The 22934-nt window shown below is 43.1% G+C and carries 23 protein-coding genes; 10 read left to right on the forward strand and 13 right to left on the reverse strand.

Annotated features, from left to right (window positions below):
• Positions 1-242: 242 nt before the first annotated feature.
• Entirely contained in the window at positions 243-1553 is a 1311-nt protein-coding gene (locus CYLST_RS10450; RefSeq protein ID WP_015207690.1) for an aminopeptidase P N-terminal domain-containing protein, read from the reverse strand.
• 174 nt (positions 1554-1727) lie between these two features.
• On the opposite strand from CYLST_RS10450, the gene CYLST_RS10455 reads away from it, so the two are divergent.
• Positions 1728-2969: an acyltransferase family protein gene (locus CYLST_RS10455; RefSeq protein ID WP_015207691.1), complete on the forward strand. Its 1242-nt coding sequence runs from the start codon at positions 1728-1730 to the stop codon at positions 2967-2969.
• A 302-nt stretch (positions 2970-3271) separates the two neighbouring features.
• Positions 3272-4513, forward strand: a complete 1242-nt coding sequence (locus tag CYLST_RS10460) for an FG-GAP repeat domain-containing protein (RefSeq protein WP_041233565.1) — start codon at positions 3272-3274, stop codon at positions 4511-4513.
• 175 nt (positions 4514-4688) lie between these two features.
• On the opposite strand, the gene CYLST_RS10465 is transcribed toward CYLST_RS10460, so the two are convergent.
• Positions 4689-5456 carry an MBL fold metallo-hydrolase gene (locus CYLST_RS10465; RefSeq protein WP_015207693.1) on the reverse strand — a complete coding sequence of 256 codons (768 nt, stop codon included), beginning with the start codon at positions 5454-5456 and terminating at the stop codon, positions 4689-4691.
• 3 nt (positions 5457-5459) lie between these two features.
• A complete protein-coding gene (locus tag CYLST_RS10470; protein ID WP_015207694.1) occupies positions 5460-6059 on the reverse strand; it encodes an anthranilate synthase component II in 600 nt (199 codons plus the stop codon).
• A gap of 204 nt (positions 6060-6263) precedes the next feature.
• On the opposite strand from CYLST_RS10470, the gene CYLST_RS34380 reads away from it, so the two are divergent.
• Positions 6264-6443 (forward strand): hypothetical protein, encoded by a 180-nt coding sequence (locus tag CYLST_RS34380; RefSeq protein WP_157162560.1) that lies wholly within the window; start codon positions 6264-6266, stop codon positions 6441-6443.
• A gap of 42 nt (positions 6444-6485) precedes the next feature.
• Here CYLST_RS34380 and CYLST_RS10475 read toward each other — a convergent pair whose 3' ends face one another.
• The 7 genes from CYLST_RS10475 to CYLST_RS10500 form a co-directional block, all read right to left on the reverse strand.
• The gene (locus CYLST_RS10475) at positions 6486-6941 is read right to left on the reverse strand and encodes a diacylglycerol kinase family protein (RefSeq protein ID WP_015207695.1); all 456 of its coding nucleotides are present in this window, start codon (positions 6939-6941) and stop codon (positions 6486-6488) included.
• Between the two features lie 143 nt (positions 6942-7084).
• A complete protein-coding gene (gene ybeY / locus CYLST_RS10480; protein ID WP_015207696.1) occupies positions 7085-7618 on the reverse strand; it encodes an rRNA maturation RNase YbeY in 534 nt (177 codons plus the stop codon).
• A gap of 37 nt (positions 7619-7655) precedes the next feature.
• On the reverse strand, positions 7656-7826 hold the full coding sequence (locus tag CYLST_RS33295; RefSeq protein ID WP_015207697.1) for a DUF3285 domain-containing protein: 171 nt from the start codon (positions 7824-7826) through the stop codon (positions 7656-7658).
• A gap of 104 nt (positions 7827-7930) precedes the next feature.
• Positions 7931-8131, reverse strand: a complete 201-nt coding sequence (locus tag CYLST_RS33300) for a transposase (RefSeq protein WP_245587487.1) — start codon at positions 8129-8131, stop codon at positions 7931-7933.
• 78 nt (positions 8132-8209) lie between these two features.
• On the reverse strand, positions 8210-8410 hold the full coding sequence (locus tag CYLST_RS10485) for a hypothetical protein (RefSeq protein ID WP_015207698.1): 201 nt from the start codon (positions 8408-8410) through the stop codon (positions 8210-8212).
• Positions 8411-8495: 85 nt separating this feature from the next.
• Positions 8496-9618 (reverse strand): peptide chain release factor 2 gene (gene prfB / locus CYLST_RS10490; protein WP_157162561.1). Its coding sequence is split into 2 segments (ribosomal slippage): positions 8496-9545 and positions 9547-9618, totalling 1122 coding nucleotides; the frame shifts between segments, so codons are not numbered across the junction.
• A 176-nt stretch (positions 9619-9794) separates the two neighbouring features.
• Positions 9795-10523 (reverse strand): Bax inhibitor-1/YccA family protein, encoded by a 729-nt coding sequence (locus tag CYLST_RS10500; RefSeq protein WP_041233568.1) that lies wholly within the window; start codon positions 10521-10523, stop codon positions 9795-9797.
• A 561-nt stretch (positions 10524-11084) separates the two neighbouring features.
• Between CYLST_RS10500 and CYLST_RS10505 the strand changes: the two genes are divergently transcribed.
• On the forward strand, positions 11085-11870 hold the full coding sequence (locus tag CYLST_RS10505) for an RNA polymerase sigma factor SigF (protein ID WP_015207700.1): 786 nt from the start codon (positions 11085-11087) through the stop codon (positions 11868-11870).
• Positions 11871-12015: 145 nt separating this feature from the next.
• On the opposite strand, the gene bchD is transcribed toward CYLST_RS10505, so the two are convergent.
• The gene (gene bchD / locus CYLST_RS10510) at positions 12016-14052 is read right to left on the reverse strand and encodes a magnesium chelatase ATPase subunit D (RefSeq protein ID WP_015207701.1); all 2037 of its coding nucleotides are present in this window, start codon (positions 14050-14052) and stop codon (positions 12016-12018) included.
• A gap of 89 nt (positions 14053-14141) precedes the next feature.
• On the opposite strand from bchD, the gene CYLST_RS10515 reads away from it, so the two are divergent.
• From CYLST_RS10515 to CYLST_RS10530, 4 genes are all read left to right on the forward strand, one after another.
• The gene (locus CYLST_RS10515; RefSeq protein ID WP_015207702.1) at positions 14142-14717 is read left to right on the forward strand and encodes a Uma2 family endonuclease; all 576 of its coding nucleotides are present in this window, start codon (positions 14142-14144) and stop codon (positions 14715-14717) included.
• Between the two features lie 193 nt (positions 14718-14910).
• Positions 14911-15960 (forward strand): type 2 isopentenyl-diphosphate Delta-isomerase, encoded by a 1050-nt coding sequence (gene fni, locus CYLST_RS10520; RefSeq protein ID WP_015207703.1) that lies wholly within the window; start codon positions 14911-14913, stop codon positions 15958-15960.
• A gap of 78 nt (positions 15961-16038) precedes the next feature.
• The gene (sppA, locus tag CYLST_RS10525; protein WP_015207704.1) at positions 16039-17868 is read left to right on the forward strand and encodes a signal peptide peptidase SppA; all 1830 of its coding nucleotides are present in this window, start codon (positions 16039-16041) and stop codon (positions 17866-17868) included.
• A gap of 165 nt (positions 17869-18033) precedes the next feature.
• Positions 18034-18273 carry a hypothetical protein gene (locus CYLST_RS10530; protein WP_041233569.1) on the forward strand — a complete coding sequence of 80 codons (240 nt, stop codon included), beginning with the start codon at positions 18034-18036 and terminating at the stop codon, positions 18271-18273.
• Here the strand turns inward: CYLST_RS10530 and CYLST_RS10535 are convergent.
• Together CYLST_RS10535 and CYLST_RS10540 are read right to left on the reverse strand one after the other, a co-directional pair.
• A complete protein-coding gene (locus CYLST_RS10535) occupies positions 18270-18980 on the reverse strand; it encodes a GDYXXLXY domain-containing protein (RefSeq protein ID WP_015207706.1) in 711 nt (236 codons plus the stop codon). The two genes, CYLST_RS10530 and CYLST_RS10535, sit on opposite strands and share 4 nt — an antisense overlap.
• Before the next feature lie 86 nt (positions 18981-19066).
• On the reverse strand, positions 19067-20512 hold the full coding sequence (locus tag CYLST_RS10540; protein ID WP_015207707.1) for a DUF2157 domain-containing protein: 1446 nt from the start codon (positions 20510-20512) through the stop codon (positions 19067-19069).
• A 200-nt stretch (positions 20513-20712) separates the two neighbouring features.
• Here CYLST_RS10540 and CYLST_RS10545 point away from each other — a divergent pair, with 200 nt between their 5' ends.
• Together CYLST_RS10545 and CYLST_RS10550 are read left to right on the forward strand one after the other, a co-directional pair.
• The gene (locus CYLST_RS10545; protein ID WP_015207708.1) at positions 20713-21672 is read left to right on the forward strand and encodes an RsmB/NOP family class I SAM-dependent RNA methyltransferase; all 960 of its coding nucleotides are present in this window, start codon (positions 20713-20715) and stop codon (positions 21670-21672) included.
• A gap of 522 nt (positions 21673-22194) precedes the next feature.
• Complete coding sequence (locus CYLST_RS10550) at positions 22195-22812, forward strand: PEP-CTERM sorting domain-containing protein (RefSeq protein ID WP_015207709.1); 618 nt, start codon at positions 22195-22197, stop codon at positions 22810-22812.
• The last annotated feature ends 122 nt before the right edge of the window (positions 22813-22934 follow it).

Genomic DNA, 22934 nt, shown 5'->3' on the forward strand with positions numbered 1-22934 from the left:
TTCACACTATGTCATTGCTGTAACCAGGCAATCCCAAGGGTTTTGGGTGATTTAAACTTTTTTATATCTTGATTAAAAGCAATAGGAGCAGTAACTATGGAGATAGGAAGATCATTTTAGTTAATATTTTTAAATAATTTTGCCAAAATTTGCAAAAATCTGCTCAATTGAATACTGTTGAGATATTGCACTTTCACTTCGGTGTATTCAAGATCCCCTGGACTTTAGGCAGGGGATTCGTTTTATTTTTCTACATCCTTCACCGCTTTGGGAACTCCTGCTGTTAAAACTTCATTTCCATCAGGTGTAACTAACACATCATCTTCAATGCGAATTCCAATGCCCACCCAACGAGGGTCAATTTCTGGCTGGTCTTCTGCGGGTTTGGTATCTGGAACAATATAAAGTCCTGGTTCTATTGTCAGCACTTGGCCGGGTTGCAAAAGTTGCGGTTTATCTTCACCATGTTGGTAAAGACCGACATCATGAACATCTAAACCTAACCAATGACTGGTGCGGTGCATATAAAATGGCTTGTATTTTTCTTCTTCAATTAATTTGTCGATTTCTCCTTTGAGAATGCCAATTTCGACTAAGCCTTCTGTGAGGACGCGCACGGCTGTATCATGGGGTGCAGTGAAGGGGTTGCCTGGTTGCACTTGGGCGATCGCCTTTTCTTGCGCCTCTAAGACAATTTCATACAGAATCTTCTGCTCTGGGGTAAACTTACCATTGACGGGAAATGTCCGGGTAATATCGGAGTTGTAATAGCCGTAGGCACAACCTGCATCAATCAGCAGCAAGTCTTTATCCTGCATTTGGCAATTATTTTCGATGTAGTGCAAAACGCAGGCATTGGCACCAGCAGCTACAATTGAAGGATAAGCTGGGCCCATGCCACCCCGCAGCCGAAAGATGTGTTCTATTTCCGCTTGGATTTCGTACTCGTAACGCCCTGGTGCAGCGATTTTCAGGGCGTGATTATGTGCCTCAACAGCGATCGCCACTGCTTGCCGCAGCAACTCTAACTCAGCTTGGCTTTTATACAGTCTCATGCTGTGCAAGATGGGGCCAGTATCTTCAATGGCAATTGGCCCAGTGCCGCGTTTGGGATAAGTCCGCAGTAAACTTTGGTAATGTCCCAGAATGTTGTCATTGAAAGCCCGATCGCGTCCTAAGTGGTAGTAAATGCGATCGCACTTTTCCAAATACTGCGGCAACTTTTCGCTCAACTCAGCAATCGGGTAAGCTTCATCAGCACCATAAATTTCCTTCGCGGCATCTACCCCACAGCGATAACCACTCCATACTTCCTTTTCTCTATCCTTCGGTTGAACAAACAGCACAAACTGATGTTCTGGGTGATGTGGGGCTAATACTGCCACTGTCTGCGGTTCGTTAAAGCCAGTCAGGTAGAAAAAATCGCTCTCTTGGCGATAAACATACTCGACATCGTTGTGCATCACTGCCATTGGCGCACTGCGAAAAATGGCTGTTCCATTGCCAATTTTTGCCATTAACTGCTCACGACGTTGCCGATATTCTGCTTGCATAGCTAATTTGTTTTTGAATTTATTGTGTTATTTTACACTTTTGTAACCTAGCGACTGCACAGATTATGCCTCTTCCTCAGTTGCCAGTTCTAAGTTATTCTAGCCAATATTTATTTCACCTCAAGTCATAAATCCTCGCCCAATCAACATTTATTTAAATTATTAGAAATATTTATGAAACAAAATAACCATTTAGATGCGCTGCTGGCGCTGCGGGGTTTTGCTTGTTTAATGGTAGTCATTCTCCATAGTAATCCTCCTAGAAATTCAATCGTTTATCGAGGTTATGACCTGAGTTGGCTAATATTTAGTCATGGCTGGGTAGCAGTTTGGATTTTTTTTGTTCTATCTGGCTACTTAATGGGGAAAGCCTTTTATGCCAACAGATACACCGCTGATGTTCCAGGAGTTATCAACTTTTGGCGTAATCGCCTTGTCAGAATTGTGCCCCTTTATTATTTTTCCATATTAATTTTAACTTTATTCGTTTATCCAAATTGGTTGAAAATAGAAAACTGGGGTTATTTATTGCGGCTTTTTACATTTAGTTATGAGTTTTCAATAACTTCTCAACCAGGGATGAATTTTAATGTAGTTTTTTGGTCACTCTCCACCGAAGTTCAGTTTTATATTCTTGTTCCCTTTATTTTTAGCTATTTTAAACAGCGGTTTTCACAGCCGAAACAAGTTTATATTGCCGGAATTTTCATATTTTTGATGATTTTTATCATCCGCTGTCTATTCTGGGTTTCCTTGAGAAGAGAAATTAGTGAGCAATTTAGCTATGTTGTTAAATATTGGTATACTCCACTGCTCACAAATTTAGACCTGTTTTTGTGTGGTTTCTCAGTCAATGTTTGGCTGAATAGCCAACCTTTTAATTCACCGATAAAAAACAATAATAAGCTTGATAAAATATTCTATCTAGACAGGATTAATAAAAAGCATATAGCTGTGATTCTCATTGTCATCCTCTATTTATTCACAGCTTATTACTCATATCACAAAGAGCTAGCGAATTTACCAGAGATAGCTGGGAAAGGAATTAGAACTGCGACAACATTTTTTATCCTACCACCCTTCACTGCACTGATTACATCTTTTTTTGTTTGGGCATTTGAGTCAGATATTTATAACTCCCTGATTAAAAATGAAAAGTTATCATTTAGCACAATTTTGAGAAATCCGTTCAGAATTTTAGAAGTATTCGGTAATCTATCATACGGGATTTATATTTGGCATAAGCCAATCATGGAAAATATCACGCCTATTTTTACCTCAAAGATCCCAATTGAGGCATTTTATGCCAGACTGACTGCAACAACTATTTTATCAATCCTGTTGGCGACTGTTACCTACTACTTGGTTGAACTTCCATGTGCCAGATGGAAGATTTATCAGCAGACTGAACAATAGTCCACAACCTTAGAGGAAACTGGGGACTGGGAAAACTCTTAGCGATTACCAATTACCAATTACCCAACATAGGTATTGACCTACATAAAATAACAATCCAATATTTGCCAATTGATTACGTAGGACTTTAAAAATATAAAAATCGTTTATGACGAATATATATATGTCTGCAAAAATTGATAATTATTAAAAATTAATACTTATGAAGAAATGGTAAAGCTAATGTAAATGTTCTTTATTTACAGAATCTTCATAAATAAGAAAGTTAAATAAAGATGACAACCAGCCATAAAAAAAAAACCATGATTGAAAGTAGAAATCTCTCAGGCTTATCTGCAAATACAAGCGGTTGGGCAGCAGATTCTCTCAACAAATCAGAAACTTTGACAACCTCACTTAATACAGAAAATTCTGATTCGTATCTGGGAGTTAGGAGTTCCTCACAACAAATACCAACTGACCTGTTAGGCGAGTCACCAATAGGGACAGGAAACCCTAATCCTAATCCTTACTTAACTAGTGCAGCGGTGGCTCCTGATTTCAACGCTGATGGCAAAGTAGATAAATTTTGGGTTAATACTCAAACAGGTGAAATTTTGCTTCGGTTGATGGATGGTACAAAGACCATGGAGCAGGGTTCTTTGGGTCAATATGACTTAACTGCCTATGATTACAAAATTGCCGATTTCAACAGTGATGGCAAGACCGACTTCTTATTACGCGATAAGACAACCGGTCAAAATACCATTGCGCTAATGGATGGAGTGAGAGTCGCTAGTGTGGCTTCTCTAGACAAAGTTGATCCAAATTGGACTGCTAGCATTGGCGATTTCAATAGCGATCGCAAAACCGATATCTTCTGGCATAATGCTGAAACAGGTCAGAATGCTATTTGGCAAATGGATGGCACAACAGTTACAAGTGCAACGGTACTAGACAACACAGACGTAGCGTTGGCTCCTACCATCGTTGACTTCGACGGTAATGGCAAGAGTGATGTTTTCTGGCGCAATACCACAACAGGCGAGAACAGCGTTTGGTTTATGGATGGCACCCAAGCCACTAACTATGCGCTGCAATCACAGGATGCAGCCTGGACTTATAAACTTGGCGATTTCAACGGCGACTTCAAGACTGACATTTTGTGGAACAACTCACAAACAGGTGAGAACAAAATTTGGAACATGAATGGCATCTTCGTCACAGAGGGCGCTCTACAAACCCTTGACTCAACCTGGACTTCCAGCATTGGTGATTATAACGGTGATGGCAAAACTGACATCTTCTGGCACAATACAACCAGCGGCGAGAATAGTGCTTGGCTGATGGATGGCACCACTGTTAGTTCTGAAGCTTTCCTCCCCAGCAATAGCGCTTCTTTAACACCATCGTTTGGCGATTTCAACAACGATGGCAAAACCGACATCTACTGGCGTGATCAGCAAACAGGTGCAGACACCATCTGGACTATGGATGGCACAAAAGCGACTGAGACAGCCGTAGCTGATGCAGATAAGCTAACCCCAGAGTGGTACACAGCTTAGGATTTAGTTAAATAATTGACTCTTGTTTGGGTTGTAGCCATTACAACCCAAACTATCAATATTTCTGGCGTTGCTGAAACTTCGTCAATATATCGTCGCATCAAAAACTAAAACGCTTGTGGTCAAGCACTTTCAGCTTTGATCCCACAAGCGTTTCTTCAATTCATCCCTAAACCTAAAACTTATAACTCAAAACCTGAATAGCCGAATTTTCTGGCAAATCCTTAGAGCTAATAGAAATACTATCGCTATTGCTACGGCGAACAGTTACGTCCGGCATCAAAGTGAGAAAATCATCCAGTGGTGAAATATCGCAAGCCGCAGTATCAGCCGCCTGTGTGCGGTAATGGGTGGGAATCACCAACTTAGGATTTAAAACTGCGATCGCCTGCTTTGCCTCCTGGGCATTGTAAGCCTTGGCACTACCCCCCACAGGAATAAACGCCACATCAGGACGCCCCATCAGGATTTTTTGCTCAATGGAAATGGGTGCAGCAGCTCCCCCTAAGTGCAGGATAGTAATTCCCCCTTGTTTCCAGCCCCAAGCCGTATTTTTGCCAAACTGCTTGCCATTTTTGCGATCGTGGTCTGTAGAAATTCCCTGGAACTTAAGGCCCTGGAACTCATAAACTCCCGGTTCGTAGACTAGCTTTGGATTACCCGGTAGTTCTTCCACGCTGCCTTCGTCCAGTAGTTGACTGCTAATCAGTACTAAATCTGCCACAACTTTTGGCGGACGATACCCAGCAGTGCAGCCAACCGGCCGAAAGGGATTAACAAGAATTTTTGCACCGCCTCCAGTAAACAGAAAGCAAGTATGACCCAACCACCGAACTGATAAACCGCTAGATTGTGCGTCAGCTTGAAGGTTGGAACCCAAGTTAGTCACCAAAGCTGTTGCTAAACCCGCCCCAGCATAGCCCATCAACTGTCGTCGTTTCATTCACTACTCTCTCGACTGTAATTGTTCCAGAAAATTTCGCAGTAACTGCTTTCCCGAAGATGTCAGGACACTCTCTGGATGAAACTGGACGCCCTGAATGTGAGGAAAGTTCCGGTGTCGGACTCCCATAATTGTGCCATCATCAACCCAAGCGGTAATTTCTAACACTTCGGGACAAGTCTCGCGGTCAATCACCAGACTATGATATCTGGTTGCAGTAATAGGATTTTCTAATCCCTGAAAAACCCCAACCCCAGTGTGAGACACCAGAGAAGTTTTGCCATGCATCAACTTTGAAGCAGAGACGATTTTACCACCGAACACTTGACCAATGCTTTGATGACCTAAACAAACGCCCAAAATTGGCAACTCTTGCCCTAGTTGTGCAATCAAATCTAGGGAAATTCCCGCATCTTCCGGGCGACCAGGCCCAGGAGAAATGACCACCACATCCGGATTTAATGCCCGAATCTCATCTACGGTGATCTTATCGTTACGAAAAACTCTAAGGTCAGCTGCGACTGGGAAATCTGCCGCTAGTTCTCCCAGATATTGCACCAAATTATATGTAAAACTATCGTAATTATCGATGACTATGATCATACTTAACCTATTTTCAATACTTTCAGATTACAATTGAACTATTTTTATTAACTTTCTAGTTATTATCCGAGGAATATAATCATAATTTTCACAACACTTATAATAGCTAATGGCGATAAAGTTGAATTTTTGCCATACCTAAAGTCAGGGGATTGTTTCCCTCTGCGGCTCTAAGGAGCAAACCTAGACAGAGTTAAGTTAGGAATGAGGACAAAACCTCAAGCCAATGGACGAAGCCATAATGCTGACTACAAACATCTCCAAGTACCGCAGATACTTTCTACCTACGGATTTTATGGAGCTTACTCTATCTCAACGGCGATTAACATCACCTATGTCCTGATTAATACTCCTATCCGTTGGCACAGCCTGCCGCAGGCATAGCTATTTGCTCTACAGGCTTTAATTTTCGGTCACAAACCGCATCTAGAGGGCGGAAATGATTAAAGCCACTAGCGGGGGGAGTAGGAGAATAGCAGCTACCAACAACGCTACCAAAGCAGAAATAAGTACAGCACCAGCCGCACAGTCTTTGGCAATTTTTGCTAAATCGTGGTAAGTTTGCTTAACTGTTAAGTCCACGAGGGATTCGATAGCAGTATTCAGTAACTCTAAAGCTAAAACTAAACCACTAGTTATACCAATTACAGCTATTTCCACTGCTTGCAGTTGCAAAAAAACGCTTAAGCCAATAGCCAAAGCGCAGACACTTACATGGATGCGAAAGTTTCGTTGAGTCTGAAAACTATAGCTAATTCCAGCCCAGGCATACTTAAAACTCACAAATAAATTAGCGGCGACTTGCCAGGAAAATTCCCGTTCATTGGTCACAAGCGTTGGTAAGCGGTTTGGCGATGGTGGAGGCGAAACTTTTTGAGACATAAACTTAAAAATACAAAAATAGAGGAGGGAAGGTGAGAGTCTTCGCCGATTTTAATGGCGCGATCTACTTTGAGGCAATTTTTTTACAGAAGTATTATAAAAGCATTACCCAAGATTAACACTTGCAGACACGCGCACAACTGCTATTCTATGTCAATAGTAATACCTATTGAGTTCAGCAATACCACTTGTTGTTTTAACATTTTCATCAAACTCTCTTCATCAGGATGATCCCAGCCCAAAAGATGCAATAAGCCATGAGCAGTTAACCATGCCAGCTCGCTTGCCAAACTATGCCCCTGCTGTTGGGCTTGACGCTTTGCCATATCTATAGACACAATAATGTCACCTAAATACAAAGGTAACGAGGCAAGCATTTCCTCACTTTGCGGCAAGTCTGCTTCTAAGGCAGCAAAGGCTAAAACGTCTGTAGGCTGATTCTGGTGGCGATACTCGGCATTTAGCGCCTGAATTTCCGCGTCGTCTGTCAACCGCAGCCCTATTTCATAACTTGGCGCTGGTGGAAGATGAGAATTAAGCATTTCCAACCAGCCATGAAACCAGTTTTCCCAGGTTGCAGTCGCAACTTGGGACTGAGAGTCACCCATATATACCACTTCAGATGGGGACGACTCGGAAAAACAATCCTCCACATATAGTTCGACTTTCAGGGGCACAAAGCGAAGTCTCCTAGTTCGAGATTATGGCCTGTCATTAGCGAGTTAGGTAAGCAAGACCGATGAGGGCGGCTAAAAGCCCTACAGCAGTCAGTGCAAAATGTTTCAAGGAAGTGCCACCTTTCCTCACCATGTTACGCATAGCGAGTTTCACGTAGCTAGGTTGAGGTTCTGTTGGTTGAGGTTTTGTTGAAGGAGAGTTGCTCATTATTGTTTGAACATATACTGCTATAGTTGCTAATTATATGGACATTAAGCCTAACGCGATAAATTAATTGCGGCATTCAAATCTCTCTTAATAGAACCTCTATACTATGCAAAGTGTAGTACGTTCTTTCTGAATAATGGCATTTTTTGTTGATGACCACAACAACTACAGATTTGAGACGATGGAAACCGTCTGTCAGCAACTATTATTTCACAACTAAATTTTTTAGCTTTGTACTCAAGTTGGCGTTTAAATTCATAAAACCCACAATCAGCAATTACAGAAGCCAACTTTTCATTTTTCATTACCCCGGAAACATTCAAATTCTCTACTACTATTTTTGCGGAGTTTTTACCTAAGTAAGTAGTGAGTCAACTTGCCGTCTACAGCCCTTCGGGCATCCTCCGGCGGGCGGTTTCCGTCACGTTCGCGTAGTGTCCCGGAGGGAACTCGGCAAAGTGGCGTTCACCGAACGCGAACAGCGTCTCGTAGAGAAGGTTTGCCGTCGGCATCACTCGAAGGGTAACTTGATGAGTGATATCTTTGCCGTAGCCCATCGCCAGTGAGAGGGAGATTTGCGTCATCGCGTCAATCTCCAAAATAGTAAAGAGCTAGTGAGTAATAGTAAAAACTTTTACTTGGTAGCTCTAACATGTTGGGAATAAGTAATTACGCTGGAGTACTATCTACCAGTTGGTTTTCTTGCCGCAGATAGGCTTGGATGAAAGGATCAAGTTCACCGTTCATCACGTCTATAATGCCCGTAGTTTCCGTATTTGTTCGTAAGTCCTTCACCATCTGGTAAGGGTGAAATACATAGTTACGGATTTGGTTGCCCCAAGAAGCTTCCACCATATCACCTCGAATTTCAGCAATTTCTTGGGCACGTTGCTCTTGGGCAATTACCAGCAACTTGGCCTTGAGGCGGGCGAGGGCTTTTTCTTTGTTTTGCAGCTGAGAGCGTTCTTCTGTACAACGCACTGCAAGACCCGTGGGCAGGTGAACAACCCGTACTGCTGTTTCTACTTTGTTGACGTTCTGCCCACCTTTACCACCAGACCTGGTTGTGGTGATTTCCAAGTCCTTATCTGGGATTTCTAGTTTTACGGAGCTATCTATTTGCGGCATCACTTCCACGCCAGCAAAACTGGTTTGCCGTTTGCCATTAGCATTGAAGGGCGAAATCCGCACTAGGCGATGTGTGCCAGTTTCTGACCGCAAATAACCATAGGCGTAGCGACCAGTTATTTCCAGGGTTGCTGATTTAATACCTGCTTCATCACCCTCTGACTCTTCTGCTAAAGTCACCTTGTAGCCGTGATCTTCTGCCCAACGAGTGTACATCCGCATCAACATAAATGCCCAATCTTGAGCATCTGTGCCACCAGCACCAGCGTTAATTGTTAGCACTGCGCCTTTATCGTCGTAGGGGCCGGAGAGTAACTGTTGTAACTCCCATTGGTCAAGGTCGTGATTGAGCTTGGTAATGGTAGATTCCGCTTCTTGCAATAACGCTTCATCGGTTTCTAACTCTAATAACTCAACTACTGCCCTAGTATCTTCCAGATTAGCTTGCCATTGATAATATTGCTGGAGGTGGTCTTTGAGGTCGTTAAGTTCTTGCAGCGTTTGTTGGGCTTGGTTTTGGTCGTCCCAAAATTCTGGTTGGGCTGCTATTTGTTCTAAATCTTGAATTTTGGCTTTGAGTGCAGGCACGTCAAAGATAGTCCTGGGTTTTACCCAGGCGGCCAGACAACGTTTCGATTTCGCGTTTGAGTTCTAGAACATCCATATTGCTTGCTCTGGTTGAGAGCGCTGCTAATTTTTCGAGATTGCTTTTTATTCTATTACTACATATCGTATTAGCAAAATTGCGTTTCCGTCTCATCTGATAAAAAAGCCGTGGCTGCTTTAGTGCAACCACGGTTGAATATTGTTTATTTTTCTGTTTCTTCTGCCTATCTGTGCTTAATCACGGCCATTGATCGCAATGAGCAACCGCAAGATAAAGATGAATAGGTTGATGTAGGTTAGGTACATCGATAAAGCTGCTGGCAGATACTCGTCATTGCGATAAGTTCGGGGCAAGATGTAGAAATCGACGACTGACACTCCTACGAACAAAAATACTCCTAGTCCGGAGATGCCAATTTCTAACCAACTGGGGGTGTATACACCAAATAAGGCAAACACAAATTGGGTCAGGCAGACAACCACCAAGGCAATCATGCCGAGAGAGATGGTTTTCGTTAAAGCCATGCCGTCTGATTCCGAGAGATTGGAACCAATTTGACGAGCGACAATAAAGGTGACGCCACAACCAAGAGCAGCGATACCAATACCTTGAATGCCAACACCTTGGGTTCTCAAGGCGACAAATACTAAGCCGCTGAGTGTGTATCCAGATAAAAGGCTGTAAATTCCCAGTAGGGGCAAGGCAAGAGCTTTGTTACCTTTTGAGGCTACATTCTGGGCGACGAAGAACAGAATCAACTCGAGAATCATCGCACCAATGAAGGTGGGGAAGAATAGCCCGGGGTTAGTACGGATAATTCCCAAACCGCCATAGGTTCCTAATGCTGTTAGCACCAGGCCACCACCGACGTAGGGGAGGGCGTTGGCAATCACATTGGGGCCTACGAGGGCTTGAGATTGTGCCTCGCGGAAAGCTTGACGAAAATTGCTGGTATTGCTCATAAGTAAAAACTGGTTATTCAGCATAATGTCCTGCTGATTACCATTCTTACCAATATTCGCGGCTAGAAGCGAGGGGGATATCTGGATATAAATATCTTTATAAGTGCGCGAGCTCGCCAACAGCGGGCGTTTCGCCGTCGACAAACCTAACAGGCAGTTGTGTTACACAAAATCTGAGTGATCGGCTTCCGAGAATTCCACAATTATTCTCAGGTTATCTAGTTTTTCTGAGTCTTAATGCAACAGTGAACTATGTTTTGCTTTACTTAGCAAGTAACCGTAGCATAAATTCAACATTGTTCAGCACAAATAGCTAAGTTTTATGACATAAGCAGGGATTATTCGCAATCAAGACTGTTGTCTAGAACACAGAAATTACCTGAAACAGGCAGGAGGAGGAAATTGTGCGTGTAATTACTGAATAATGTACTGAGACCCCTCATAAGTTCAGTAAAACGACGATGGCTTATTCAGCCTTGACTAAGGAGAATAATGACAGCTTTGAAGAGAGTATACGCAACTCCATTCTTCAGGAAAAGGAGTTACTACAAAGGAATTTATATGGCTGCGAGTGAGTCCTCTGTGCGATCCGATGGTATGGAGCTATTACACTTATACCACCAAAATCCTTCTATTAAACTTCGTAACCAACTAGTACAGTTACATACTGGCTTAGTGCGGAAGATGGCTCATAAATTCAGCCATCAATGTAATGAACCTTATGAAGATTTAGAACAAATCGGTTATTTTGGTTTGATTAGGGCGATTGAGCGCTTTGACCCCAGCCAAGGATATGCTTTTAGTTCCTTTGCTGTGCCATATATTCGCGGTGAGATGCTGCATTTTTTGCGCGATCGCAGTACGCTATTAAAAATTCCCCGTCGTTGGCAAGAACTTTACAATGAGGGGCAAAAGGTTCGCAAAGAATTGGCAATGACTTTGGGACGTCCTCCCAAAGACGCTGAAATTGCCAAGAGGCTCCAGATATCTCTACAAGAATGGCAAGAAACCAAGTTAGCGGCTCAAAATCGCATGCCTTTGAGTTTAGATGCTACCGCAGTTCATTATGTTGACTGCCAGATAACTTTGGGTGAGGCGCTTCCTTGTCCCCGTTCTCATATTCTCCAGCAACAAGAAGAAGAACGGCAACAACTCCAAGGGGCAATCAGTCTGTTAGAAGATAAGCCCCGTATGGCAGTTGAGTTGGTATTTTTGAAGGAATTTTCCCGCAAGGATGCTGCTAAGAAGATTGGCACCAGCCCCATGACTGTAACGCGGTATTTGCAAAAAGGCATTCAAGATCTGATTTGCTATTTGCAACCACAGATAATGCCAACAGGATCATAGGCAATTTAAAATTCAAAAGCGAACCAGTGGCAGGCATCCTGATTAGTAACTGTATGGAAATTAAATGAGCGATCGCCTGCTTGAGTGCTGAGTCAAAAGTCAACAAGTTAAACTAATAACTAATGACTAATGACTAATGACTAATTTATCTAGATTTTAAATCGGCGATCGCTCCTCTAGTCATAGCAGCGATCGCTTGTTCTGTCGCTTTTGGCAAATGATAATATTTGCCTCCTGCTGTTTGGGCTAATTCCTTAGCAAAACCAGTTGATACAAACTTGCTTTCCGTATCAATTACCAAAAGTTGTATCCCTAAAGCCCGGATTCTGGCGGCAATTTCTAGCAATTCTGCTTTGATATCTGGCTTTTCACCTGGTTCTAGCTGTTCACCCAACGAACGCGCCAAGGGAATATTCCCCCGCCCATCAGTTATTGCCACAATCACAACTTGCCCGATATCACCACTCATCTGGGCATTTACACCGACACGAACAGCTTGGGTTAAACCATGCGCTAGGGGTGAACCACCACCACAGGGTAACCTTTCCAAACGATTACGTGCTAAAGCAATCGAACGTGTTGGAGGTAATAATACCTCTGCCTGTTCTCCCCGAAAGGGTATTAAAGCTACTTGGTCGCGGTTTTGGTAAGCTTCTGTTAAAAGTTGCATGACCGCACCTTTAGCTGACTGCATCCGGTTTAGGGCCATGGAGCCGGAAGCATCGACGACAAACACGACTAAGGCCCCTGCTTTGCGTACCAAGCGCTTGGAGCGGATATCTGCCTGTTCGACAATGACTTTTTTGCCTGGGTTTCTCTCTCGCCGTGATTTTTGATACGGAGCCGCTGCTCTGAGTGTGGCATCTACGGCAATCCGTCGGGCCTTCCCCTTGGGCAACATTGGCTTAATGTAGCGTCCCCGGTCGTCGGAGAAGATAATACTGCGACTGCCCGATTTACCCTGCCGCTTTGCCATTTGGGTAAAATAAAGCACGGTTGGATCAAGAATTACTCCTTCCGGGTCAAAGATGAATTCTTCTGGGAGGCTGGGGGGTTCTTGCTCTTGCTGTTCTTGTTCTTGCTCCTCTTGATCTTCTTCCTCTTCTTGTTCTTCCTGCTCCGACTCGTCTTGATTTTGGGGAGGGGGGGGAGGTGGTGGTGGTTGTTGTTGTTCGGGTGGTGGTGTTTGGACGATGGTCGCTCGTGGGACAATTACCAATTCAACGGCACGGCGTAAATCTTCAGCATTTACAGTGTTACGTCCTTCCAAGGCTGCTGCTGCTTTAGCGACGCGGACTGCAAATAACTCAGCGCGATGTCCTTGAACTCCGCCGCGAATTGCTTCATTTACGAGGTAGGCAATTTGTTCTTGGGTAATGCAGACATCTTTGAGCCATTCCCGTGCAAGGATAATTTGGGTTTTGAGTCCGTCTAAGTCTTCGCTGTACTGCTGAAGGAATTCTGTGGGAGACTGGGAATAGGCGATCGCTTGTTCAACTGCTTCTACTCTTTGATCTAAACCGAGAACTCCGTCTGCTGAAAGTGCGATCGCAATTCTATCCATCAAATGCTCCCGCAAACCACCTTCTTCTGGGTTGTAGGTCGCAATAAACAAAGATTTACAGGGATGCTGAAAACTAATCCCCTCCCGCTCAATCTGGTTCCGTCCCTCAGATAATACAGTTAAAAGTTGATTTGATATTTGGTCATCTAATAAATTAATTTCATCCACATACAACACACCCCGGTTAGCTGTAGCGAGTAACCCAGGCTGAAAAACTGTATCCCCTTGTTTTACCGACTTCTCCACATCCACAGAACCCAAAAGTCGGTCTTCTGTTATCCCTAACGGTATTTGCAAAAAAGGCGCAGGGATGATTTCTGTCGGGATATCTTGAATATCTTTATCTGCAAACTCCGCCGAAAGTAGGTCATCCCAATCTTCTGGGTGGTTGGGGTCGCAGTTGCTAATAGAGCCTTTGACAACTTCAATTGGTGGTAGTAGAGCGTGGATAGCGCGAGCCATCACCGATTTTGCCGTACCGCGACGGCCTGCAATCACAACTCCCCCCAACCCCGGATCGACCGCTGTTAACAGCAAGGCTAATTTTATCGCTTCTTGACCGACTACGGCTGTCAGGGGAAAGGCAGTGATAGTAGGGGAGATAGTAGGCGCAGGCATTGTTTCCTTAATAGTTCTCAGCTTTTAGCATATCAACTTCTGGCACATTTAGAATAAGTATTATGACAACTCCTCTAGGAGCAAGATTTATGAGCATGACTCAGGCTAAACGCTTCACCCTAGCTGAATACCACAAACTTACAGAATTAGGCTTTTTTCATGAAGATGACCATATTGAATTAGTCAATGGAGAAATTATTGAAATGGTAGCAAAAGGTAGAGCACATGAAACTTGTTTACGAAAATTATGGAAGGAACTACCAAAACTCGTAGGAGACCGGGCAACTTTACAATCTCAAGCCCCAATTACTCTACCACCTAAAAGCGAACCTGAACCAGATTTTGCAATTGTAAAAAACCGAGATGATGATTATTTATCATCTCATCCTCAAGCCGCTGATGTTTTGTTAGTGATAGAAGTTGCAGATTCATCTTTAGGTTATGACCAAAATATAAAAATTCCTCTGTATGCTCAAGCGGGTATTGCTGATTATTGGATATTTAATTTATTCGACAATCATCTGGAATGTTACAATACACCTTATCAAAATCATCAAGGTAAACATGGTTATTTAAATAAGCGAATTGTCTTATCCAACCAGATTATATCTTTGCCTGGTTTCTCAGACTTGCTGCTTGATTTAAGTAGAATTTTACCTACATAATATCCTCAGTTTATCAAAGAAGTTGGGATATACAGCAGATTGCAACTTGGTGAGGTACAGATTATCGTAGACAACAATGTTGTGCCCCTACCCGTGTATTTCATTTACCTGAAAAATGCTGTATAATAGGTATTTGGCCGATATCAGATGAAACTGTAACAATAAGGAAGGAAACCGCATTGAGTCATACCCTGTGAACCTTCCAACCAGCACCTCAGCGCAAACTCAGAATCGCAAAGCTGATCACATCCGCATCTGTCTAGAAGAAGATGTTCAGTGTCAGCAAGTCACCAATGGACTAGAAAGCTATCGCTTTACTCATTGTTGCTTACCAGAATGCGATCGCAATGATATCGATATTAGCAGCAATTTTTTCGGCAGAAACCTCGGTGCACCCTTGTTAATCTCTTCCATGACTGGGGGAACCGAACAAGCGGGAATCATTAACCAGCGTTTAGCAGCAGTCGCACAACACTACAAATTAGCGATGGGTGTTGGTTCCCAGCGTGTAGCAGTGGAAAAACCCCAAGTTGCTGATACCTTCGCTATCCGCAGATATGCCCCCGATGTGCTGCTGTTTGCCAACTTGGGCGCTGTACAACTTAATTATCAGTATGGTGTAGATGAATGTCTGCGAATCATCGACATTCTTGAAGCTGATGCCTTGATTTTGCACCTCAACCCCCTACAAGAATGCATTCAAACTAAAGGTGATACTAACTTTCGGGGTTTGCTTGACAAGATATCTAAATTATGTAATCAATTACCAGTGCCTGTAATTGCTAAAGAAGTCGGTAATGGTATTTCCGCCACAATGGCAGAAAAACTAATTGCAGTGGGAGTAGCAGCAATTGATGTGGCTGGTGCGGGTGGTACCTCTTGGGCCAAGGTAGAAAGCGAACGGGCAGAAAATGCCTTGCAGTACCGTTTGGGGAGGACGTTTGCTGATTGGGGTTTACCGACAGCCGAGTGTATTACCGGAATTCGCGCGATCGCACCAAAAATACCTTTAATCGCTTCTGGAGGTTTGCGTCATGGACTAGATGCAGCAAAAGCGATCGCCTTAGGAGCAGATCTCGCTGGTTTAGCAATGCCTTTCCTCCAAGCAGCAGCCGACTCAGAAGCCGCAGTTTACGAACTAGCCGAAGTGTTAATCGCCGAAATCACCACAGTATTATTCTGCACTGGCAACGCTAACTTGTATCAGTTAAAGCACACTGGCAGTTTACAACGCCTACAATAAAGAAGTCACCGTTCGTTAGTCATTTGTTTTGTCTCAATGACTAATGACCAATGACTAATGACCAATGACTAATAACTAATGAATAATTTTCTTAAACAAACTTTTGCTAGCTTAGTTGGCAGCTTACTCGGACTAACTATTTTTGCCGGTATCGGTACTACTGGATTATTTATACTCCTGCTAGCTGCTGTGTCCTCCAAAGATACCGGGCCAGAAGTTAAAGATAAGTCAGTACTGGTTTTTGACTTGTCGATGAAAATCACCGATAGTACACCCAATTCTACTAAACTACTTCAGAGAGCACTATCAGGTGTAGATGAAGATAGAATCACACTCCGCAAAGTTGTGGAAACCTTGGAGAAAGCCAGTGGAGATCCGCGAATTGTGGGTATTTACCTGGATGGAACCCATGCAGAACAAGCTAGTAACATCGGCTATGCTTCCCTCAAAGAAATCCGCCAAGCCCTAGAAAAATTCCGTGCATCTGGCAAAAAGATTGTCGCTTATGGACAGGACTGGAGTGAACGGGAATATTACCTGGGTTCGGTGGCTAATAGCATCGTCCTTAATCCTGTGGGAGTGATGGAAGTCAACGGATTGAGTTCACAACCGATGTTTTTGGTGGGAGCATTGGACAAATATGGCATTGGTGTTCAGGTTGTGCGGGTAGGGAAATTTAAGGGAGCAGTAGAACCGTTTATTCTCGATCAACTGAGTCCAGAAAACCGCCAACAAACTCAGAGATTGTTAGATGATGTGTGGGGAGATTGGCGCACGGCTGTGGGAGTTAGTCGGAAACTTAAACCAGAACAGTTGCAGGCGATCGCAGATAATCAGTCATTATTAGAAGCCAAGGAAGCTAAAACCAGAGGTTTGGTTGATCAAGTACAATACATCGATCAAGTAGTCGCTGACCTCAAAAAGTTAACAGCTAGCGAGCAGAAAGACAAAACATTCCGGCAAATAGACCTGAGTAACTACGCCCAAGTTCCCGATAAGAGTGGAGAAAAGAAATCACAAAATAAAGTTGCCGTTGTTTATGCTGAAGGTGAGATGGTCGATGGTAAAGGTGATGACGGCGAAATCGGTGGCGATCGCTTTGCCAAAATCTTCAACAAACTGCGGCAAGATAATGATGTCAAAGCAGTTGTGTTGCGAATTAACAGTCCCGGTGGTAGCGCTACCGCAGCTGAAGTTATGCAGCGAGAAGTAAAATTAACTCGTCAGGTAAAACCAGTTGTCGTCTCAATGGGTGATGTCGCCGCTTCTGGTGGTTATTGGATTGCTAGCGACTCCAACCGAATTTTTGCCGAACCCAATACCATTACAGGTTCTATAGGCGTGTTTGGCTTGCTGTTTAATGGTCAAAAGCTGGCGAATGACAATGGCATCACTTGGGATACAGTCAAAACCGGGCGCTATGCCGATACACAAACGGTTTCCCGTCCCAAATCACCCCAAGAGTTGGCAATTTATCAGCGCAGTGTCAACCGTATTTACTATATGTTTTTGAATAAAGTTTCTCAAGGTCGGAAATTGCCAACACAGAAGGTAGCAGAAATTGCCCAAGGAAGGGTTTGGTCAGGTATTGCGGCTAAAGAAATTGGTTTGGTGGATGAAATTGGCGGTCTGAATAGTGCGATCGCCTACACTACCAAGCAAGCGAAGTTGGGCAATGATTGGGAATTGCAAGAGTATCCGCGCCCTAGTAGCTTCGGACAACGCTTTTTCGGACGGGCTGCTCAAGAAACGCGGGCAACTTTCGGGATTGAGAAGTCCCAACTCAAACCAGCCAACCCCCTCACCGCTGAATTTCAGAAACTACTACAGGAAATGGAAATTCTCCAAAAAATGAACGACCCCCAAGGCGTTTACGCCCGTTTACCTTTTAACTTGAAAATTGATTAGATTTTCGCAAAAAACACTGTAGAGACATTGCATGCAACGTCTCTACATTCCGAGGGAAATGTTCTCAGCCACCCAATTAAAATTGCATATCAGCTGACAGAAAGCCCCCAGATGTGTAAAGTAGTTGAGAACCAATTACCCCTCCTCTATTTAACGCATCCACCTATGGATAGAAAAACCAAGCGCTTATTACTACTTGTTGTTTCTTGTAGCGTCACTGGTGTAATTTTAGGCGGTACCGCCAGTTGGGCAGAAAGCACTATGTGCTTGCAAGCCAGTCAAGTCACAAGCGAGTGCCTGACCCAAGACCCAGTGCAAAAAACTATCCAAGGCATGAGTACCGGATTGTTAGCTGGGGCTGGGGCGGCTTGCGCTGCTGTCTGGAATTTACGGCAAGAACATTAAAAGCGATAATTGCGATCGCGCACCCACATACTAACTGGCACAGCTTTACCTTGAGGATCTACCTTCACTTTCACCACTATTGGTGGTAGCCTCCCGTCTCTGGTTCGCTGTGCCTGCATCACATCATTATTAATTTGCTGGCGTTGGTCGTCGGGAATGTAATAGTTTTCTAAACCGTAGTTGATGGCGCCATCTTCATAAGCACCTTTTAAAGCTACTTGATTGTTTGGCAGCGAATAGGGGCGATCGCTACTCACGCGCACCGGTCTCCAAGCCCTAGGAATACCACGACCAAAAGATTGTTGCTCTTGCAAAATCAAGTATAAGGTGCTGCCAGCAGCCACTTGTCTATTCCTCTGAGAATTTTTCCGTACCCACTCCCGCCAACCCGGCAGTCTTCTCAAAGTTGAGGTACGAGATATATTATAGTCAAGGTTCAAAGAGTAGCCCTGCAACACATTATCAGGGTTTACAGGCACAGTTTGCAAAATTACTGTCTTGCCCGTTAAGTCTGTGTACAGCGCTTGGGCTGGTACGGCGAGAATAAGCCCTATTTGCAGCAATAAGGGCGCCACTAGTCGATACAAAGGTAAAGGCTTATTTGCTTTCTGTTCAGTCGCTATCAGGTAATCCCGAAAAGTCAATTTTTCGGAAAATTCCTTTTCTGGAGATAAGGATTTATTCGGTTCAGGAGAATTACTTTTCATGGAGGTAGTCCGAAACAGGAGGAGGAATTGGGTAATAGAAACGCAGATATACGCAGAGATTCAGGATCATATATGGTTGCAAGTTGCTACTTAGCTATATTCTTATTAGCAGAACTAGATGCAGCAGATAAACGGCGTTCAAACCAAAGCCCGGAGGAAATTAGGGCAGAACCGCACAAGATGAAGACCAAGGACTTAAATAGTAAATCGGTATTGTACTCCAACACCCGACTGATAATTTGCAGCGTGAACAACAGCATCCCGCCCCAAAAAGAACGTCTGTCGCGTAACTTCAAGCCTTCTTGAATCAGTCCCCAAGCTAATAGTCCTAAAAGAACATTGAAAATAAAAATCCCCAAATCAGCAATGCGACTAATAGCTTGATGCCAAAAAGGTACTACAGTTAGAAAGGCCAGAAAAGTAGTAATTACAGCGAGGGTGAAAACTACTTCCCGACGAGGCGGGTTGTTTCTCTGACGCAGCAGATACAACCATTGCAACACCGCCAAACCGCTGAGAATCCCTAAATCAATTATCGGCGCGGATCGCAATGCATTTGAGAAATTCGTTGGCGAATCATAACCATAATCTAGCGGTAGCCACTGCCAACGGAAAGACAGGAGATAAAAGAAGATGCCAAAACACACCAACGCTAAACTACGGGCTAAGGGTTGAAATAACCTGTAATTAATCGTCGGGAAAAGCAAATCGTCATAACTCCAGAATAATGCAGATGGCAGGGCGAAGGCGAAAGGCGCCACCCAAGGCGCTAGATCACCAGAAGTTAGCAGTGGTAGTGGAGTCAGGTTTAATTGCAAAGAAGTAGCAAACGCGATCGCCCCCATGCCAAAAATCCAGCGCGATCGGCAAAAATAAGCTAAAGGCACAAACAACAACCACGACAGCAGCGGCATATGTTGCACCACAAACCGCGCCCAGGTTAATTCACTAGACCCGTTCCACAAATCTCTCAGTCCAATCCAATAGCCGATTTGCACCAAGACAATTGCCAGAACTCCCAAAGAATTTATAGACAACCCATAAGCCATCACTAACACACCCAACCCCCAAGCCAAAAAAAGCTCAGAAGTTGAACCGCTAACATTGAAAATCTGGGACATCAGCAGTAAATTTGCCCCTAAAATAAAAGCGCTGAGAATTAGCAACGCCTCTCCCAATATCCGTTTGCCTTCTTGTGACTTCTTTGCTTCCGCCTTAGCTAGAGTAGGTTCTCTCCAAGTGTAAAAACCAGTGATCGCAGTAGACAGAAACAAACTCATTAACAAGATAAACTTGACTTCTCGCGTCCATGTCTGCCAATTTGCTGCTACAAAAGTAATTACACCTAACCCCAAAAGTATGCCGCCAATACCAATCACAATAAAGACAAAACGTTCGCGGGTAGCAGCTTCCAGTTTATTAAATTGATAACGGTCTGCTAGTTGTTGGTGCTGTGAAGAACTAATAAGTCCTTCATCCCGCCAGAGTTGCGCTTCTTGGCGCAATTTTCGCTGAAAATTATCTAATATCATGACCTTCTCCGGTGCAATAGGTAGTTTGGCTAGCGTCCAAACACAGTTAGCTTCCAGTCAAAAACTAGAAGCCGCGAATCGAACGCAATCTGAACGACGGTCATTATATTTTCAGTATGATGCCAAAACTATTGATTGCATTGTTCTGCTGTAACAGTTTCATTAGTGTTCTAAACCAACATAATTCTTGAAAAAATTATATGGAAAAACCATCAAATTTATTACTTAAAGTCTCCCGGCGTTTGTTTACCAATCCAGATGAACAAGCAAGCTTTACTGATGCTTTAATGAATCCTCAGCCTTTCTCACCTTGCATACTTTGGTGTCAAGAAAAACCAGAAGTTTCGCCCTTTACTGTAGAAATACCAACTACTTGGCAACCGGAATTTGTAGACCGTTTATACCTGGGAGAAAAACCAGGTCAACATCCCCTACATCAACAGGGATATTTTTATTGTTTAGATTTTTCTTCGGTATTTGCCGCAGGTATTTTATTAACAATTCCGCAGCCAGTATCTTTAGTTTTTGATATGTGTGCCGCACCAGGAGGAAAAAGTGTTTTTGCTTGGAAAGCATTAAAACCTGACTTACTCATCAGCAATGAAGTAATTGGTAAACGCCTAGGAATGCTAATTTCTAACTTGAAGCGTTGCCAAATTAAACCTAGCGGCGTAGTAAATCGAGATTCTAGTATCTTTGCAGAAATGTTTCCAGCATCTAGTAACTTAGTCATAGTAGATGCTCCTTGTACTGGACAATCTTTACTTGCTAAAGGAGAAAAAGCCCCTGGATGTTTTCACCACACGGCGATTAATAAAAGTGCCAATCGCCAAAAACGTATTATCGCCAACTCAGCGCAAATAGTTGCCCCTCAAGGCTATTTAGCTTATATGACTTGCACCTACTCACCAGAAGAAAACGAGCAGGTTTGTGAATGGTTTTTAGAACGCTTCCCCCAATTTGAGCCGGTGGAAGTTAGTCATTTATCAAAATATCAATCTCATTTAACCACCATGCCTTGTTATCGAATATTTCCTCAAGATAGGTTAGGCGCTGGTGCATTTACAGCATTATTTAAAAATACCACAGAGCTTGAGGAAGTAAAAGTAAATTTAGATACTTTATTTTCTATGTGCAAATACTCGACTCTTTCACAATAAAAAATTATTTAATCAGCGTTAGATATAGATTTAAGGGACTTCCAATAAAAAAAATATCCAATCGGTAGGGACACAGCATTGCTGTGTCCCTACAAGTCTATGATTACTGGATAATTTATTTTTTGGTATTCCCTAAGTGTAACTTTATCTGCCAAATTAGCTGAAAATTAATGATCATACGTTAATTTTCTCAACCGAGTTGATTTGGTATGCAAGTAACATCTATAACTGATTTCTGTAAGTATGTGACAGTTGAGACTGCGGAATAGAGGCTATATTCGCCATCATTTGACATGATATAAAACAAATATCACCTACCAAAATAATAATTAAGCGAAACATCTTGAGCTAGGTTTACAAGCCAGATGTTTGGCAAATATTTGTTTGGAAATATAAGTGAATGTTCATTTTCTAGTCATTCATGAATGACAGAGTATTTATCTATAAAATACTCTATTTTGCTGTGCTTATTGATTTCCTTTCGCTACGGTCAATACTAAACTGTTTAAACTGAGGAATTTGATGTCTATTTCAACTGTGATCAAAAAAGTATCGATGGCTGTTGCAGGAACTGCATTTATTTCTCTGGGATCTGCCATACCATCAATGGCTGTTACAATTAACTTCGAGAGCGATACGGCGACGGGCCAAACTTGGAATCGTCCCAATCCCAATGGGAATAACCCTCCTACGAGTCTTAGCGGATTTGCAACTGCTACTCAATATACCTCCCAACAGTTTTTTGTCGATACCAGTGGGTTATACAACTTCTTTAGTAAATCTATTTCTCCTGATAGCTGGGATAACTATACGTACCTATACCAAAACAGTTTTAACCCAACTACCCCACTTGCTAATCTTCTGATTGGGAATGATGATTTCTCAAATACAACAGGTCAATCCGGTTTCAATAACGTGTCTCTAACAGCGGGGACACAATACTTTTTCGTAAATACTGGATTTACAAACAACGATTTCGGTACTTTTACTTCTAGTATTACTGGTTCTGGTAATATTACTCTTGGTAATGTTGCAGACGTTCCCGAACCTGTAAGCATTTTAGGCACGTTGATAGGGACTATTTATGGTGTCGGTTTATCCCGAAAATACAAGCACCTGAAGAAGACTACTAAAGTTTAGTCCTGACAAGATATTACAGCAATTTTCATTGATTGAGGTAGATACTGTAGGGAGGCAAAAAGCGGTGTGGATGTTCCTCCCGCTTTATTGCCGTTGTGTTACGACTTCCGTAACGCACCGAA

Source organism: Cylindrospermum stagnale PCC 7417 (assembly GCF_000317535.1).
GTDB lineage: Bacteria > Cyanobacteriota > Cyanobacteriia > Cyanobacteriales > Nostocaceae > Cylindrospermum > Cylindrospermum stagnale.